This window comes from Mesorhizobium sp. WSM4311, assembly GCF_002295115.1.
Lineage (GTDB): Bacteria > Pseudomonadota > Alphaproteobacteria > Rhizobiales > Rhizobiaceae > Mesorhizobium.
Genome location: NZ_NSFV01000001.1, coordinates 509,301 through 525,990, shown reverse-complemented (window position 1 = coordinate 525,990; position 16,690 = coordinate 509,301). Strand labels below are relative to the sequence as shown.

The following is a 16,690-nucleotide window of genomic DNA, read 5'->3' as shown; positions in this document are numbered from 1 at the left end:
ACGATGGACAGCGCGGGGCCAAAGGGCAGTTTTGGCCGCCATCGCAAGATCATGCCGTTCGAGCCCGGCTCGATCGAGGCGCTGCGCGAAGCCTCCCGCCAGAAGGCGGCTTCGCTCAACCAGCACGTGCTGGGCTATGGCGCGCAGGCGGAAGCTGAATGGGCAGCGGCAGGGATTGCCGCGCCCGACCTGCCGGCGATGCGCCAATACCGGCTGGCGCGCATCCGCGCCGAGCTGAAGCGCCGCGACTATGCCGGCGCCCTTCTCTACGATCCCGTCAACATCCGCTACGCCACCGACAGCACCAATATGCAGCTGTGGGTGGCGCACAATCCGACTCGGCATTGTTTCGTCGCCACCGAGGGTCCGGTGGTGCTGTTCGACTATTTCTCCTGCGAGCACCTGTCCGACCATTCCGGCGTCGTCGACGGGGTGCGTCCGGCCGTGTCGTGGATGTATCTCTATGGCGGCGAACTGACAGAGCAGAAAGTCCGCCGCTGGGCCGCCGGCATTGCCGATCTGGTCAGGGAACATGGCGGCGGCAACAGCCGCATCGCGGTCGATTACATCAATCCGGAAGGCGTCGAGGAACTCGCCCGTCTCGGCATCTCGATCGGCAATGGCGAAGCGGTGATGGAGAATGCCCGGCTGATCAAATCACCGGACGAAATCCTCGCCATGCGCCGCGCCATCGTTGCCTGCGAGGCGGCGATGGGCGAGATGAAACAGGCTCTGCAGCCCGGCATTTCCGAGAACGAGTTGTGGGCCGAACTGCACCGCGGCAACATTGCGCGCGGCGGCGAATGGATCGAGACGCGGCTGCTGGCGTCCGGCCCGCGCACCAATCCGTGGTTCCAGGAGTGCTCGTCGCGCATCATCGAGGCCGGCGACCTCGTCGCCTTCGACACCGACCTGATCGGCCCCTACGGCTTCTGCGCCGACCTGTCGCGCACCTGGCTGTGCGGCGATACAAAGCCGACCAACGAACAGCGCGACCTGTTCCGCATCGCCGCTGACCAGATCACCCACAATACCGAATTGATGCGGCCGGGCATCTCGTTTCGTGACCTTGTCGAACACTCGGCCGTGCCGCCTGGAGACTGCTTCCCGACCCGTTACGGCGTGCTCTATCACGGCGTCGGCCTGGCCGACGAATACCCGACGCTGCCACATGCCAGCGACTGGACGCCGGACACGCCGGACGGCATGCTCGAACCGGGCATGGTGCTGTGCGTCGAAAGCTATATCGGCAGGCTTGGCGGGCGCGAAGGCGTCAAGATCGAGGAGCAGATCCTGATCACCGAGACCGGCAACGAGCAGCTTTCAACCTACCCGCTGGATGCGAGGCTGCTCGGCTAACCCAGCCAAGGCTTCACGCATTGCCCGGACGGTCTTTTCCGGCGTCGTCCTGGCAGTGATGAAGGGCAGGCCCTTGCGCCGTGCGGTCCAGCCGACGATCACAACCTTGCGTGCCGCCGGTTCGAAACGCTGCGCCAGCGCCCAGCTCTCGCAGTCGATCGCGGCGACATCTGCCCTGCCCTCGGCAACAGTGACGATCGAAGCGCGATGACCGCCGCTTTCGCTGCGCGAGGAAAAGATATCGAGGCTTTCGCCGGCCGCCTGCAGATCGCGCGTCAGGCCGAGAGTGCCCGACATCGAATCCAGGCTGTTGAAGGTGAAGCGTTTGCCGCGGAGCAGGTCGAGCGGCAGCACGGCCTTGCCATCCGCAGGCGATCGCGCCTCCGGCCCCTCGCCTGTCCGCATCACCAGCGCGCTGGAATAAAGTTCGCCCTGCCCGCCTTCATAGGCGTCATAGCTTGGCTGGCCGACCACTTGCACATGGCTCGACAGGCCGAATTCCATCGGCCCCCAGCAGGTCTGCGCGAACAGCAGCGCCGGATGTAGCCAGAGCATATGATAATCGAGTTCATCCGGTGGCGATGTCGCTGGATCCGGCGCGATCAGGACCCCCTGGGCATCGTGGATGCCGCCCGGCACCGGCGGCAGATCGCCATTGCGACGCACGATGGTTTGCGGTGCGTCGATGCCCTTTTGCCGGAAGGCATCGCACAGCAGCGCCCACTGCGCATCGACCTCGCCGCGCACTTCGGGCCAATCGTACATCGGCAGGGCCGCAATCGATTCACTCATGCCGATATCAAATCATCATGTCTGTAGAAAGGATCGCAAAAACGCGGCGTCCAATCAGAATTGGCCGACACAGAACCCGAGGGATGCCCCGGATTATTCCTTGGGCGGCTCGGCGGGCACCGGCGCGGTGCCGAGGCCATTGATGTTGCGCGCCCGGATACGCGGCTTGAACGCCCGGCCGTGCTCGGGCGCACGCCGCAGCACCGGATGCACGATCGGCTCTTTCGCCTTGAAGGCATAGGCTTTGATCAGCGCGAAATAATTCGGATAGGCATAGCCGTTGTTCATCCGCAGCCATTCGTCGCGACGCTCGCGAAACAGTTTCGGCAGCTTGTACCAGGCCACCGTAGGCGTCTTGTGATGGACGAAGTGCAGATTGTTGTTGAGGAACAGGAACGACAGCGGCGAGCGCTCGATGATCACCGTGCGGCCTTCCGGATGCTCGGACCACTGATGCTCGGCAAAGGTGCGGATCGCGATCAGCGACTGCCCGAGCCAGACCGGCGCCAGAATGTAGAGCCACAGTGGAATGCCGAAGCCAAACTGCACGATCGGCGCCACGATGGCGAGGCCGATCGCATGCAGCAGCCAAGCCTTGCGGATCGCCTTGTCGCCGGCCATCATCTGCTTGAAATCGTCGATGAAGAAGCCGATGCAGGACAGCCAGGGGCCAAGGAAGAAACGGCCGACCATGGTGTTGTTGATCTTGAGCAGGAACTTCATCGTCGGCGGCAAATCGTCATGCTGCCACAGCGCCTGGTAATAGCTTTCCGGATCGTCGAGCGGATCGGTCAGCCGCTCGTCGGCATGGTGGCGCAAATGCAATGTCTTGAAGCGGCGGAACGGCCAGACCAGGCCGATCGGCAGGAAGACGAAGGCCTCGTTGATCAACGCGCTGCGCGTCGGATGGCCATGCAGCACTTCGTGCATGATCGACGACTGCAGTGCCAGGATGAAGCCAAGGAGAGCGAGCGCGAGGATGGGATAGGACGGCCAGAGCAGGAAACCGGTGGCAAGCCATGTTCCGTAGCAGAAGAAAGCGAGAACCACTGTCGGCCACTCGATGGCCGGTGCGTTGCGTCGCTTGATGCTCTTGCCTGTCATGCTATCGACCACTGCCCCTCAGTCGTCGGAACCCCAACTGGTTCCTGACAGCATAGTGTCAGGAGAAACGATTCCACTCAACGCGACAAAGTATACAAAATGTTGCGATTGCGCATTTTTGACCGCACATGTTACACATTGTAAACAACCTTAGGGATTCATTTACGCCTGAGACGCCTCACCAGGCTGCCTTGACGCAAATTTTTCCTCAAGACTCGGAGAAGCGGACGATGGACAAACGCGATCTGTCAGCAATTTTCCGGGAGCGTCTGAAGCTGCTCCTGACACGCTCGGACCTCAACCAGTCGGCCTTCGCGTCAGCGGTCGGCATCGACCGGTCGGCACTGTCGCAGCTGATGTCAGGTGCCTCGACGCGCCTGCCGCGTGCCGAAACGCTGCTCAACATCGCCGCCGAATTCAAGGTGTCGCTGGACTGGCTGCTGGGCCTCAGCCAGGACGAAGGCGTCACCGGCGAAATCCGCGAAAGCCTGGAGATCGAGGAAGCGCCCGATGGTTTCGACCGCACGCTGCTCGCCAAATGGTTCGCCGAGGCAGCGGGCACCAAGATCCGCTACGTGCCCGCGGGCATTCCCGATCTGCTGCGAACCCGCGCGCTGGTCGACTACGAAGCCAACATCACCAACAGGAGCCGGCTGGCGCAGGCCAGCGAGACGCAGTACCGCATCGAATACAACCGCCGCCCGGAAACCGACATGGAAGTCTGCATGCCGCGCCACACGCTGGAGATTTTCGCGCGCGGCCTCGGTGTGTGGGATCGCTTTCCCGAGGCCGACCGCCGGCAGCAGCTCGCCCATATGGCGACGCTGCTCGACGATCTCTATCCGACCTTCCGCCTGTTTCTCTATGACGGCCGCATGCGCTATTCGATCCCGCTCACCATCTTCGGCCCCTATCGCGCCGCCATCTATGTCGGCGACATGTATGTCGTGCTGAACGCCACCCAGCCGGTCCAGGCACTGACCCAGCATTTCGACAATCTGATCCGTGCCGCCGACGTCAATCCGCACGAGGCAGCAAGCTTCGCCCGCAATCTGGCCGGCATGTCGTTCCCGTCAGGCTCTGTCTGATCGACGGCAATCATGGTCATTCGAATGCTGGACCCCGACACGGTCGAAGGCCACGCCATTGGCATTGCCGAAGGTCGCCACAAATCATTGACTAGACATAAAGACTTCTTTATATCCTTATTCGAATTTGAAACACGAAAGCCAATCCGATGACCACCACCAATCCGATCGATGCCCTGCTGGCTGAAAAGGGCGTGCTGCTGGCCGATGGCGCCACCGGGACCAACCTGTTCGCGATGGGTCTGGAGGCCGGCGAGGCACCCGAACTGCTGAACGAGACGGCGCCCGGCACCATCACCAGCCTGCACCAGAATTTCGTCGATGCCGGCGCAGACATCATCCTGACCAACTCCTTCGGCGGCACCCGCCATCGGCTGAAACTCCACCATGCGCAGGACCGCGTGCATGCACTCAACAAGCGCGCCGCCGAGATTGCCCGCGCCGTCGCCGACAAGGCCGGCCGCAAGGTGATCGTTGCCGGCTCCGTCGGCCCGACCGGCGAATTGCTGGTGCCGCTTGGCGCTATGACCTATGACGAGGCGGTCGACGCCTTCGCCGAGCAGATCGAGGGTCTCAAGGAAGGCGGCGCCGAAGTCGCCTGGATCGAGACCATGTCGGCACCCGACGAGATCCGCGCCGCCGCCGAAGCCGCCATCCGTGTCGGCCTCCCCTACACCTATACCGGCTCCTTCGACACCGCCGGCCGCACCATGATGGGCCTGCTGCCGAAAGACATCCATGGCGTCGCCGACGGGCTGTCGGAAGCACCGCTCGGCGTTGGCGCCAATTGCGGCGTCGGCGCCTCGGACATCCTGGCCTCGCTGCTCGACATGACTGAGGCGAAGCCGCGGGCGACGGTGATCGTCAAGGGCAATTGCGGCATTCCGGAATTCCGCGGCACCGAGATCCATTACTCCGGCACGCCGGAACTGATGGCCGACTATGTTCGCCTCGCCGTCGATGCCGGCGCCAAGATTGTCGGCGGTTGCTGCGGCACTTCGTTCCAGCACCTCGCCGCCATGCGCAAGGCGCTCGATGGCCACACCAAGGCCAGCCGCCCGACGGTCGAGACGATCGTCGAGCGCATCGGTCCGATGCGCAACAAGGTGGCAACGCAAAACACCGCCGAGACCAGCGAAGCGCGCCGCGAGCGTCGCCGCAGCCGGGCCTGAGGATTTCGATTATTCGCTGTTGTCGGCGTAGCTCGACTGCGCCGACTTGAAATCGACGGCATTGTCGCCGCGCATCGTCATCAGCGCGCCGGACGAAGCCGGATCGGTGATCTGTTCCAGCATCGCGCGGAAGCGGTCGTTGGTCAGCGCCGACATGGCGGTGTGACGGGCCTGCGCGACATCGTCGCTGATGCGTTTGGATTCGGCTGATGGTCCGGGCGAAGCCGTCGATGTTTGTGCTGGAATCTCTCGCGCCGGCGGCAACGAGTTGGCGATGGTGGTGATCTGCAATTGCGGCTCCCTCAAGCCCGAAGGCCAGTCCTGAATAATGGACCCGGGTTGCGATCCTCTACCGGAAATAACGCGCAATTTAACGACCTCGGAAAATCCGAAAAAAAGGTCGGCAAGGGAATGAACCCCTCGCCGGCCTGCCTCACCCGCCCGTGGGCCGGTTTCCCCTGTCAGAACGATCCCACCTGAAGGAAACCGGCCGTCATCGCCACTACCGGTTACCGCCCAGCGCCGAGGCAAGGCGCACAAGCGAGAGGAACTCGGACCTGTACCCAAACGGGTCGGCTCCTCGGGCGGCAGTGGCAATCTCCATGATCTTGTCGTAGCCGAACTTCGCGGTCGCATCCTCGTCGCGCAGCTTCTGGCCGAAGGCGGCGACCGCGACGGAGAAACGCTGGTCGGTGCTGGCCTGGTCGAAGGACGCCACCTCGTTGGCCGATGTCACCGGCGTGGTGATCAGCTTCGAGACGTCCTCGCTGGGCAGCTTGTAACGGATCTTGACGAAGGCATATTCATCCGCATTGGCGACGCCGCCATTGTTGACCGTGGCCTGGCCATAACGCAGCGGATCGATCTGCTCGCCACCACTGCCCTTCGGGGTGATCTCATAGATCGCGGTGACCGAATGGCCCGAGCCGATATCGCCGGCATCGACGCGGTCATTGTTGAAGTCCTCGCGGTTGAGCGCCCGGGTCTCGTAGCCGATCAGGCGGTATTCCGAGACCTTGTTGGGGTTGAACTCGACCTGGATCTTCACGTCCTTGGCGATCGGGAACAGCGTCGAGGAGGCATCCTCGACCAGTACCTTCTCCGCCTCGGCCAGTGTGTCGATATAGGCGGCGGTGCCGTTGCCGTTCTGGGCGATGGTCTGCATCATCTGGTCGTTCAGATTGTCGTGGCCGAAGCCGAACACCGACAGGAAGACACCGCTCTTGCGCTCCTGCTCGATCAGGCGCTTGAGATCATCGTCGTCGCTCTGTCCAACATTGAAGTCGCCATCGGTGGCCAGCATCACCCGGTTAACGCCGTCCTTGACGAAGGATTGCTGGGCAAGCTTGTAGGCTTCCTTGATGCCGGCCTCGCCGGCCGTCGAACCGCCGGGCGTGAGATTGTCGATGGCGTTCAGGATCTTGTCCTTCTCGGCAGCCCTGGTCGGCATCAGCACGGTGCCGGCCTCACCGGCATAGGTGACGATCGAGATCGTGTCGTCGGCCCTGAGCTTGCTGACCAGCAGCCGGAATGCCGACTTGAGCAGCGGCAGCTTGTCCGGCTCGTCCATCGAGCCCGAGACGTCGATCAGGAAGACCAGATTGGCCTTCGGCTGCTCGGTCGGCTTGATGTCGAAGCCCTTGATGGCGACATGCATCAGCTTGGTGTGACCATTCCACGGCGTCGGCATGACGCTGACGGTCGAATTGAACGGCGTCGACGCCGAGTCCGGCCCCTTCCAGTCATAGGGGAAGTAGTTGATCATCTCCTCGACACGGACGGTGTCGGCCTGCGGCACGGCCCCTTCCTTCAGCGAACGGCGCACGAAGGAATAGGAGGCGGTGTCGACATCGATCGAGAAGGTCGAGACCGGGTCTTCCAGTGCCGCATGCACCGGATTGGTCTTGAAATCCTGGACGCGATTGCGGTTTTCCTCTTGCGGCGCGATCTGATCTGCCGGCACCATGGCAGGCTGCTGCGGGGCCATCAGCTTGGCCTCGGGAGCAGCTCGCGAGGCACTGCCCTCGAGCGCGAATTCGCCGGTTGGCGCCGGCGCTGGCGGTGCAATTTCGCTCAGCACGCCTCGTCCGAGCGCTTTCTGCTGCTGCGCTGTGCCGCCGGCAACGGTCGATTCGGATTTAGGCGGCGAAGCCGGCGCGACGAGCGCATCGCTGGCGCCGCGGCTTTCGACATCCGCGTCGGCCTTCTTGTCCTTGGCCGGCTCGGTGGCTGCAAGCGGCTGGTTGATCTCCGGCTTCGCCTGCTTCGGCTCAGCCGGCTTCAGCGTCGCCGGCTTGTCGGCCAGCGTCTCGGTGATCTTTTCGTCACCGCCAAATTTGGCCGGCTGTTCCCTCAGCAGATGGAAAGTGGCGTATCCGGCGATCGGCAGGGCGACGAGCCCGGCAAGGGCCGGCGTGGCGATGAGTTTCTTTTGCATGATCTCTCTCCAGAGCTTTTGTGCTCGCTCTGTGAGACGAAGGCCGCCGACCGATCCTTGGGTGACGGCAGAAATAATTTCCTCATCATAGGCGCGCAGGGCGGCTTCGAAGGCGCGCGCCTTCGCGCTCTCACCCGGCGCCGGTGCCGCGATATCGCGCAGTCTGTTGAGTTCGTTGTCGTCGACCATGGTCACACTTCCCCGGCCGAGCGCATCAGCGTCTTCAGCCGTTTCTTCGCTTCATGGATGTGCCAGGAAACCGTCGTCTCCGAGATCGCCATCGCCTCGGCAGCGGCCGCATGGCTCAAGCCCTCGCCATAGACCAGCAGCACGGCGTCGCGCTGCTTGTCCGGAAGCTGCCGCACGGCGGCCCACAGCGCCTCGGCCGGATCCTCGCTCTCGGCCGGGGCCTCGCCCGAAATCAGCGCATGGACGCCATAGGCCTCGGTCTTCACGGTCTCGCGGGTGGTCTTGCGCATCATATCGCGCGCCGCGTTCATCGTCACGGAATAGAGCCATGTCGTGAAGGCACCTCCACCGCGATAGTCGCGGATCGCCTTGCCGAGCCGGACGCAGACTTCCTGGGCGATGTCTTCGGCATCGGCCTTCTTGCCGCACCAGCGATAGGCGGCGCGATAGACGAAGTCGTAGTGGCGCTCCAGCAATGTGCCGAAGGCCCCCCTGTCTCCGCCCTTCGCCCGCCCGATCAGTTCGGCGTCGGAGGCTTCGCTCTCATCCAGCATCATCGCCATCATTTGCCTGTTGGACGAAGGCTAATGGCTAATCCTTGGGATGATGGAAATATTTTTTTGGCAAGCGCCCTCCTCCTTCACCCCGTTCACGGGAGAAGGTGCCCGGCAGGACGGATGAGGAGCGGCGCCAACTCTCGAAGGTTCGTGCTGGAGTGCCCGAAATTGGAGCTTATCCCAAGCAGGCAGCCCCCCCTATCCCAGCGTCTCCGCAAACAGCGTGATCAGCCTCTGCCAATGCCGTTCGGCGCCGGCCTCGTTGTAGACGCTGTGGTCCGGCACGCACCAGCCATGCGCCATGCCGACATAGTTCTCGATGGCGTGGTCAACTTCGGCATTGCGCAGCGCCTCCTCCAGCCGTGTCGACTGCTCCGGCGGGAAACTCCTGTCGATCCCCGCCATGCCGACATAGACACGCGCCTTGATGGATGTCGCTTTGCGGTGCGGGCTGTCGGCGGCATCGCTGGCGAGATTGCCGCCATGGAAACTCGCGGCGGCCCTGATCCTGTCCGGGTAGGCCGCGGCCGCATTGAGCGCCCGCGCGCCGCCCATGCAATAACCCACGGTGCCGATCGGACCGGTGACGCCTTCCTCGGCGAGCGCATCGAGAAAGGCTTCGCCGTCACTGATGGTCATCTGCTGCGTCGTGCCGGTGACCAGCCCCATCAGCGCTGCCTTGGTGCTTTCCTCGGTGAAGGCGGTCTTGGCGTCGAACGGACCATAGGGCGCGTTGCGATGGAAGAGGTCCGGCACCAGCACCGCGTAACCCTCGCCTGCCAGCCGCTCGGCCATGCCGTCGAGCGCCGGACGCGGACCGAAGGCGTCCTGGTAGAGAATGACGCCGGACTTGGCGGAGGGCGTCTTGGCCGAGCGGAACAGGCCCGCTTTCGCCACCCCGTCACGGGTCTTGATCCTGAGATCCTGCTTCGCCATTGCGCGCTCCATTTGTCGGATGCGCGATACATATCCACGCGGCCTGCCACGGCAAGGCATTCCTTGAAAGTACCCGTCAACATTTCGTGCAGGATCGCGGGACGATCACAGGCCGGCGAATGCCGCCATGTGGAAGGCCTGGATATCAGACGGATAGCGATATTCCGTGCCATAGGGACAGGCATTGCGGTCGAGGCAGCCGCCGCTCCGGCACGGTTCGCCATTCCCTCCCCGCACATGCGCCAGGCAGGCCTGATAGGCGAAGCCTTTCGTGGAATAGGCATCGACCGGACAGGATTTCAGGCAAGGTTTCTCAACACAGGCATCGCAGAGATGCGCTGCCGCGCCCTGCCCCGGAAGCGCGATCTCGTCCTCGAACAGCAAAGCGCCGCGATAGGCATGCCAAAGCCCGTATTGCGGATGCATCAGAATGCCGAGCGGCGACGGTTTTAGCCCCTCGGCCCGGACAGCCCATTGCTGGAACGGCAGATAGGGCTTGTCGGAGGGAGAAACGGCGCGCGCGCCGAATGCCTCCGCCACATCGCCGATGACCTGCCGCGACCAGCTGTCGAGCGGATCGGCGATTGTCGACGGCTGCTGCTCCCGCCAGCGCAGGAAATGCGGCCAGGGTGCCGCACCCGCCTGCCCCACCAGCAGCACGGATTTCGCCGGCGCGCCCGAGGCGCTATGAGGGGCATCCTCATCACCGGGGAAAAAGAAGCCGCCACGCAGGATGAGGCCGTTGACGCCGAGCGCGGCCGTGATCTCTTCGATCATGCCGCGGGCAATCATCCCTTGTTGTCCGGATCGGAGAAGGCGCTCCGCCAGACTTCCTTGTGGATGATGTTGGCGACTTTAGCCCCGCCTGACTCGGGCTCCTTTCAAGTGAAGGCGTCGGGCATCGACCCCTTCTTCTTGGCGATGAACTCCTTCAGGGCTTCGTCGATGCTCGGATCGAGATGCGGCGCCTCGTAGCTTTCCAGCCAGCGGCGGGCGAGCTCGTTGGCGCGCTGCGGCGCGGTCTTCTCGCCTTCGGCCAGCCACTGTTCGTAGGAATTGTTGTCGGCGATGCTGGAGCGGTAGAAGGCCGTCTGGAAATTGGCCTGGGTGTGGTCGCAGCCGAGATAGTGGCTGCCCGGGCCAACCTGGCGGATGGCGTCCATCGCCTGGCCGTTCTCCGACAGGTCGACGCCTTCGGAGAATTTCTGCTGCATGCCGAGCTGATCGATGTCCATCATGAATTTTTCATAGCAGGACGCCAGCCCGCCCTCGAGCCAGCCGGCCGAGTGGAGGACGAAGTTGGTGCCGGCAAGGATCGTCGAGTTCAGCGTGTTGGCGCTTTCATAGGCCGCCTGCGCATCCGGAACCTTGGACGCGCACAGCGAACCGCCGGTGCGGAACGGCAGGCCGAGGCGGCGTGCGAGCTGTGCGGCGCCATAGGACACCAGCGACGGCTCCGGCGTACCGAAGGTCGGCGCTCCCGACTGCATCGAGATCGACGAGGCGAAAGTGCCGAACAGCACCGGCGCGCCCGGCCGGATGAGCTGCGTGAACGATGCGCCGGCCAGCACTTCGGCCAGAACCTGCGTCAACGTGCCGGCGACCGTCACCGGGCTCATCGCGCCGGCAAGGATGAACGGCGTGACGATGCAGGCCTGGTTATGGCGCGAATAAACCTTCAGCGCGCCCAGCATGGTTTCGTCGAACACCATCGGCGAGTTGGCGTTGATCAGGCTGGTCAGCACCGTGTTGTTCTCGACGAAATCGTCGCCGAACACGAGCTTGGCCATGGCGACGGTGTCCTCGGCGCGTTCCGGCGCGGTCACCGAGCCCATGAACGGTTTGTCCGAGTATTTTATGTGCGAATATATCATGTCGAGGTGGCGCTTGTTGACCGGCACGTCGACCGGCTCGCACACCGTGCCGCCCGAATGGTGGATCGACGGCGCCATGTAAGCGAGCTTCACGAAATTCTGGAAATCCTCGATCGTCGCGTAGCGCCTGACACCATCAAGGTCGCGCACGAAGGGCGGGCCATAGACCGGCGCAAAGACGGTAGCATTGCCGCCGATCTGCACCGAGCGCTCGGAATTGCGGGCATGCTGGGTATAGACGGACGGCGCGGTCTTCAGCAGCGAACGGCAAAGCCCCTTCGGGAAATGCACACGCTCGCCCTGGACGTCGGCGCCGGCCTCTTTCCACAGCTGCAACGCTTCGGCGTCATCGCGAAAGATGATGCCGATCTCTTCGAGCACCGTATCGGTGTTCTTCTCGATCAGCGCGAGGCCTTCCTCGTCAAGCACCTCATAGATGTTGATCTTGCGCTTGATGTAGGTGAGTTGGGTGCCGGGTCCGCCGCCGGAACGCGCGGCGCGCCTTGCCGCCGCTCCGCCGCTCGCGCCGCGCCCACGCCGCGCGTTTGACGCTTCCTGGTCGACTGCCGCGTGTTCACTCATGATCGCTCTTCCCTGAATATGGCCTGGCCTGACGATGGCCGGTCCGTAGCCGTTCTGGCCGCATGGCGCGGCTTTCGCCGGATCGTAGCCAAGCACCCTATTCGAAACGGCCCGTCCGCGCCAACGCCTGTCGCAAAATCGACAAGAAAACCAATAGATTTTCCAGTCGCTTTCCTTTTGCGGGAAGTCGCAAATCAGCTATGGATAGCAGCCCGTTGCGGGTTAGGTATGAACGCTAATATTTTGTGCCTTGCGACACAGTCGCGATGCCGTGAGGAGCTGGATAAAAATGTCCGACGACGAGATCATCCTTTCTGAACTTTCCGACGACGAGTTGGTGCAGCAGATGCACGACGACCTTTATGACGGGTTGAAGGAAGAGATCGAGGAAGGCACGCGCATCCTGCTCGAGCGCGGCTGGGTGCCCTATAAGGTGCTCACCGAGGCGCTGGTCGAAGGCATGCGCATCGTCGGCGAGGATTTTCGCGACGGCATCCTGTTCGTTCCCGAGGTGCTGCTGTCCGCCAACGCCATGAAGGCCGGCATGTTCATCCTGCGCCCGCTGCTCGCCGCCACCGGCGCGCCGAAACAGGGCAAGATGGTGATAGGCACCGTCAAGGGCGACATCCACGACATCGGCAAGAACCTCGTCGGCATGATGATGGAAGGCGCCGGCTTCGACGTCATCGACCTCGGCATCAACAATGCGGTCGAGAAATATCTCGATGCGATCGAGCAGCATCAGCCCGACATCATCGGCATGTCGGCGCTTCTGACCACGACCATGCCCTACATGAAGGTCGTCATCGACACGATGAAGGAAAAGGGCATTCGCGACGACTATGTCGTGCTGGTCGGCGGCGCGCCGCTCAATGAGGAATTCGGCAAGGCCGTCGGCGCCGACGCCTATTGCCGCGATGCCGCGGTGGCGGTCGAGACCGCCAAGGACTTCATGAAGCGCAAGCACAATGTCCGCGCTTCGGCCTGACCCAAGGCATCAGGATGACCGATAAGAAAAGCCGCGCCTTGCAGCGCGGCTTTTTTGTTCCCAGATGATGGGAAAGGCTGCCGATCAGTTGGCGACAGTGTCTTTGACTGCCCTTGCGGTCGATTTGACATCCTTGCCGACACCCCAAATGGTGTTGGCGCAGGCGGTGAGTGCAAGTGCGCAGGCAAGGATGGCTATCGGCGCGATGCGTAGCAGTTTCATGGATGGTGTCTCCCTCGACAGATAAATTGGCCCCGCAGCGAAAGCCTGATCGACTTGGTCAAGACGCAAAAAACGAAACCGAATCAAACAGACAGGTTGCTTGTCATCGCCTGTGGGATGATTGCGCGTGAGGTATTGGCCGTCAAGGAACAGCTCGGGCTGGATCACCTGGAACTGACCTGCCTGCCGGCAGAGTTTCATTTTTATCCCGACCGCATCGCACCCGCCATGGACAAGGCGATCGAGAAGGCCAAGTCGGAGGGGTACGAGCACATCTTCGTCGGCTATGCCGATTGCGGCACCGGTGGCCTGCTCGACCGCGTCATCGAGAAGCATGGCGTCGAGCGCATGGCCGGCCCGCACTGCTTCGCCTTCTATCAAGGCATGGAAGCCTACGCGAAGATCGCCGACGACGACATGATGTCCTTCTATATGACGGACTTCCTGTGCCGTCAGTTCGATTCCTTCTTCATGAAGCCGCTCGGCCTCGACAAGCATCCGGAGCTGATCAAGGACTATTTCGGCAATTACGAGAAGCTGGTCTATCTGGCCCAGACCGACGACCCGGAACTCGACAAGGTCGCGGAAAAGGCCGCCGCCCTGCTGGGCCTTGCCTATGAGCGGCGCGCGACCGGCTATGGCGACCTGACGGCGGACTTGGCGCAGGCGGCGAAGGTCGCCTGAGCGCAATGCGCTAGGCGGCCTCCTCCGCCCTCAGCGCCGCCAGCACATCGGCAAAACTCGTCTTACAGACAAAGCCGAGCCTCTCCCGCAACCGCGAGGCATCATAGACGCGGTCGATGGAGGAAAACATCGTCCAGCCTTTTTGCGCGTACAGCGCCGGAAAATCCGGGAAATAGCGCGCGGCCACTGACGGCGCATCGGCGATCAGTTCGGCGCAATCATCAGGCCGGAACGGCGTCGGCGCACAGACGATAAAGATGTCGAAGCCGAGCTGTGGCGCCTTCTCCAGCGCAGCGACATGGGCTTCCGCCGCGTCTTCCACCGTCAGCCGGCGGAACAGCAATTCATTCGCCTTAGTGTTGGCGTCAGACTGTTCGATCGCATGCGCCATGTCGTCGGCTTCGGGAAAGAAGCGGGCCGTGCGCAGCACGACCACCGGCAGGCCATGCTGCAGATGATAGAGGCGGCAGAGATGTTCGGCCGAAAGCTTGGTGACGCCATAGATGTTGCGCGGCTCGGGCGACATCGCCTCGGTCAGCCAGGCGGCCTTGCGCGCACCGCCCTTGAACCCGTCGCGTATCGCCTGCGAGATCATCAGCGAGGTGGTCGAGGTGAAGACGAAGCGCTGCACGCCGCTCGCCACCGCGGCGTCGAGAAGGTTAAGCGTGCCTTGCACGTTGGTGGCGACGAAATCGCTGTTGGCGCGGCTCTCAATATTGGGCTTGTGCAGCGCGCCGCTGTGAATGATGGCTTCGATTCGGTTGTCCCCGACCGCCCGCATGACCAGATTGCGGTTGGCGATCGAGCCGATCATCTGCGTTTCCACCGAAGGAACAGGGTCGAGGCCAATCACCTCATGGCCAAGCGCGCGCAGGCGCGGCGCCAGCGCGCTGCCCAGCCAACCCGACGATCCCGTGAGCAAGATTCGCATGCGTCACACCATGATTTCTGACGGCGACGCTGTTAAGCACGGATGACAGACGCGGGCGACCCGATAAAATCAGCCATCGACCGGCAACGGCGCCGCTCCAGACACTAACTGCCATTTTCCCGACTGCCATTTTCATTTTAGAGACTCAGGGAGTTCCAGATGATCCTTCGTCCCCTTTTTGCCGTCATCGGCCTGCTCTGCTGCAACCTTCCCGCTCTTGCCGACGGCCAGGTGCAGAAGCTGATCACGCCTGCCGACAAGGTCCGCCTCGACGAATATGGCGAGACGCGCAAGGCGGCGCTCGCCGAGGCGAAAGCGGGCGGCCCGGCCGAGGTCAAACAACTCGATGCCTTGCTGTCCAAGCCGCTGGTGTCGTTCTCCGACAAGGACCTGACCGGCAGCTGGAAGTGCCGCACCATCAAGGCAGGCGGTTTGAGCCCGCTCGTCATCTATGGCTGGTTCAAGTGCAAGGTGACCGACGATGGTTCCGGCTGGCGGCTTGAAAAAATCAGCGGCTCGCAGCGAACCCAGGGCCGCTTTTTCGACGATGGCGAGAAGCGCGCCATCTATCTCGGCTCCGGCTCCGTCAACAATGATCGGGCAAAACCTTATGGCAGCGGTCCGCAAACCGACCAGGTCGGCTATGCCTTCCGCACCGGTGCCAGCGAATGGCGCGTCGAACTTCCCGCGCCCTACTACGAATCGAAACTCGACATCATCGAGTTCAAGCGCTGAGTGCGGTCATCAAGATTTAACCCCATTCCGGCACAAATCAAGCCAGCATGCGGCAGCCGGCCGCGTGCAAGGCAGGAAAGCGGGCCATGTCTTCACCGGTTGGAGCCAGCGCGTCGATCGTCGTCGTGACCGGCGGCGGCCAGCATGTATGGGCCATGATCAACGCAATTGCCGATCGCGTTGGTCCTGTCAGCGTCATCCTCGAAACCCCTGGATCCAAAAAGCAATTGCTGCGTGGTCGGGCTCGCCGCCAGGGCTGGGTCTCGGCCATGGGCCAGCTTGGCACGATGGTGCTGAGTAGGTTGGGCAAGCGGCTGCGGGCCGGCCATAGCGCGCGATTGATTGCCGAGGAGAGACTGGAGGTTGAGCCGCGACCAGGCCAGGAGATCATCCAGGTGGCCTCGGCCAATGGGCCTGAGTGCCTGCAGGCGATCCAGAAGATCCAGCCAGGCGTCGTGCTGCTTAACGGTTGCCGACTGATCTCGGCTGAGATGCTGCGCAAAATGCCCTGCCCGGTGCTCAACTACCATGCGGGCATCACGCCGAAATATCGCGGCATGAATGGCGGCTATTGGGCCCTGGCATCAGGTGATGTGCAGAATTTCGGCACGACCGTCCACCTCGTCGACGCCGGCGTCGACACTGGCGGCGTGCTGAAGCAGGCACGCGGCAGACCGGAAAAAGGCGACACCATCTCAAGCCACGCGCTGCGCCAAACGGCGTTCTCGCGCGATATCTGCATCGAGGCGGTCAGCGATGCCCTGGCCGGAAAACTTACGACTTTCGATCCCGGCCTGCCTTCCAAACTATGGTATCATCCGACGATCTGGTTCTACCTCTGGACCGGCCTCAGAACCGGAATCTGGTAGGGTCTCATCAGCCCGGAGCCGCACAGGGCTAGACGGCTTTTCGGCACGCCGACGCTCCGCCGCTGCGCCCCGCGAACGAATTAACACGCCTTTCATTTTACGACATTGCAATGCGTCGCTTTTGAATGCGCGCGCGTCGTCCCATAACAAGCGGGTCCATTGCGCATCCGG

Annotated in this window: 17 protein-coding genes; 7 read left to right on the top strand and 10 right to left on the bottom strand. The window is 62.8% G+C overall.

The genetic code is table 11. From position 1 onward, the window contains the following. Positions 1-3 precede the first annotated feature (3 nt). Entirely contained in the window at positions 4-1,359 is a 1,356-nt protein-coding gene (locus tag CK226_RS02590; RefSeq protein ID WP_095790927.1) for a Xaa-Pro peptidase family protein, read from the top strand. On the opposite strand, the gene CK226_RS02585 is transcribed toward CK226_RS02590, so the two are convergent. Both CK226_RS02585 and CK226_RS02580 read right to left on the bottom strand, forming a co-directional pair. After that, the gene (locus tag CK226_RS02585; protein WP_095790926.1) at positions 1,324-2,151 is read right to left on the bottom strand and encodes a PhnD/SsuA/transferrin family substrate-binding protein; all 828 of its coding nucleotides are present in this window, start codon (positions 2,149-2,151) and stop codon (positions 1,324-1,326) included. The two genes, CK226_RS02590 and CK226_RS02585, sit on opposite strands and share 36 nt — an antisense overlap. A 93-nt stretch (positions 2,152-2,244) precedes the next feature. Beyond that, on the bottom strand, positions 2,245-3,255 hold the full coding sequence (locus tag CK226_RS02580) for a fatty acid desaturase (protein ID WP_179296431.1): 1,011 nt from the start codon (positions 3,253-3,255) through the stop codon (positions 2,245-2,247). A 230-nt stretch (positions 3,256-3,485) separates the two neighbouring features. Between CK226_RS02580 and CK226_RS02575 the strand changes: the two genes are divergently transcribed. Together CK226_RS02575 and bmt are read left to right on the top strand one after the other, a co-directional pair. After that, positions 3,486-4,343, top strand: a complete 858-nt coding sequence (locus CK226_RS02575) for a helix-turn-helix transcriptional regulator (RefSeq protein WP_095772939.1) — start codon at positions 3,486-3,488, stop codon at positions 4,341-4,343. Positions 4,344-4,492: 149 nt separating this feature from the next. Beyond that, positions 4,493-5,515 carry a betaine--homocysteine S-methyltransferase gene (bmt, locus tag CK226_RS02570; RefSeq protein ID WP_095772940.1) on the top strand — a complete coding sequence of 341 codons (1,023 nt, stop codon included), beginning with the start codon at positions 4,493-4,495 and terminating at the stop codon, positions 5,513-5,515. Between the two features lie 9 nt (positions 5,516-5,524). Here the strand turns inward: bmt and CK226_RS34710 are convergent, their stop codons facing one another. The 6 genes from CK226_RS34710 to CK226_RS02540 form a co-directional block, all read right to left on the bottom strand. Beyond that, positions 5,525-5,806: a hypothetical protein gene (locus CK226_RS34710; RefSeq protein WP_095787438.1), complete on the bottom strand. Its 282-nt coding sequence runs from the start codon at positions 5,804-5,806 to the stop codon at positions 5,525-5,527. 211 nt (positions 5,807-6,017) lie between these two features. Continuing rightward, the gene (locus CK226_RS02560; protein ID WP_095790925.1) at positions 6,018-8,141 is read right to left on the bottom strand and encodes a VWA domain-containing protein; all 2,124 of its coding nucleotides are present in this window, start codon (positions 8,139-8,141) and stop codon (positions 6,018-6,020) included. A gap of 2 nt (positions 8,142-8,143) precedes the next feature. Beyond that, positions 8,144-8,704 (bottom strand): RNA polymerase sigma factor, encoded by a 561-nt coding sequence (locus CK226_RS02555; RefSeq protein WP_095773110.1) that lies wholly within the window; start codon positions 8,702-8,704, stop codon positions 8,144-8,146. A 192-nt stretch (positions 8,705-8,896) separates the two neighbouring features. After that, positions 8,897-9,634 (bottom strand): dienelactone hydrolase family protein, encoded by a 738-nt coding sequence (locus CK226_RS02550; RefSeq protein WP_095791073.1) that lies wholly within the window; start codon positions 9,632-9,634, stop codon positions 8,897-8,899. A 105-nt stretch (positions 9,635-9,739) separates the two neighbouring features. Further along, complete coding sequence (locus tag CK226_RS02545; RefSeq protein ID WP_095790924.1) at positions 9,740-10,426, bottom strand: hypothetical protein; 687 nt, start codon at positions 10,424-10,426, stop codon at positions 9,740-9,742. Positions 10,427-10,515: 89 nt separating this feature from the next. Then, complete coding sequence (locus tag CK226_RS02540) at positions 10,516-12,090, bottom strand: trimethylamine methyltransferase family protein (protein WP_095773112.1); 1,575 nt, start codon at positions 12,088-12,090, stop codon at positions 10,516-10,518. Between the two features lie 289 nt (positions 12,091-12,379). Between CK226_RS02540 and CK226_RS02535 the strand changes: the two genes are divergently transcribed. Next, positions 12,380-13,078, top strand: a complete 699-nt coding sequence (locus CK226_RS02535) for a B12-binding domain-containing protein (RefSeq protein WP_027046950.1) — start codon at positions 12,380-12,382, stop codon at positions 13,076-13,078. Positions 13,079-13,162: 84 nt separating this feature from the next. Here the strand turns inward: CK226_RS02535 and CK226_RS02530 are convergent, their stop codons facing one another. Further along, entirely contained in the window at positions 13,163-13,300 is a 138-nt protein-coding gene (locus tag CK226_RS02530; RefSeq protein ID WP_095790923.1) for an EncA/B family entericidin, read from the bottom strand. 54 nt (positions 13,301-13,354) lie between these two features. On the opposite strand from CK226_RS02530, the gene CK226_RS02525 reads away from it, so the two are divergent. Next, positions 13,355-13,984: a DUF1638 domain-containing protein gene (locus CK226_RS02525; RefSeq protein WP_095772944.1), complete on the top strand. Its 630-nt coding sequence runs from the start codon at positions 13,355-13,357 to the stop codon at positions 13,982-13,984. Positions 13,985-13,994: 10 nt separating this feature from the next. Here the strand turns inward: CK226_RS02525 and CK226_RS02520 are convergent, their stop codons facing one another. After that, positions 13,995-14,915 (bottom strand): NAD(P)-dependent oxidoreductase, encoded by a 921-nt coding sequence (locus CK226_RS02520; RefSeq protein ID WP_095772945.1) that lies wholly within the window; start codon positions 14,913-14,915, stop codon positions 13,995-13,997. 159 nt (positions 14,916-15,074) lie between these two features. Here CK226_RS02520 and CK226_RS02515 point away from each other — a divergent pair, with 159 nt between their 5' ends. Both CK226_RS02515 and CK226_RS02510 read left to right on the top strand, forming a co-directional pair. After that, positions 15,075-15,650 carry a DUF4893 domain-containing protein gene (locus CK226_RS02515; RefSeq protein WP_095790922.1) on the top strand — a complete coding sequence of 192 codons (576 nt, stop codon included), beginning with the start codon at positions 15,075-15,077 and terminating at the stop codon, positions 15,648-15,650. 86 nt (positions 15,651-15,736) lie between these two features. Beyond that, positions 15,737-16,519 (top strand): formyl transferase, encoded by a 783-nt coding sequence (locus tag CK226_RS02510; RefSeq protein ID WP_095791072.1) that lies wholly within the window; start codon positions 15,737-15,739, stop codon positions 16,517-16,519. Positions 16,520-16,690 lie beyond the last annotated feature (171 nt).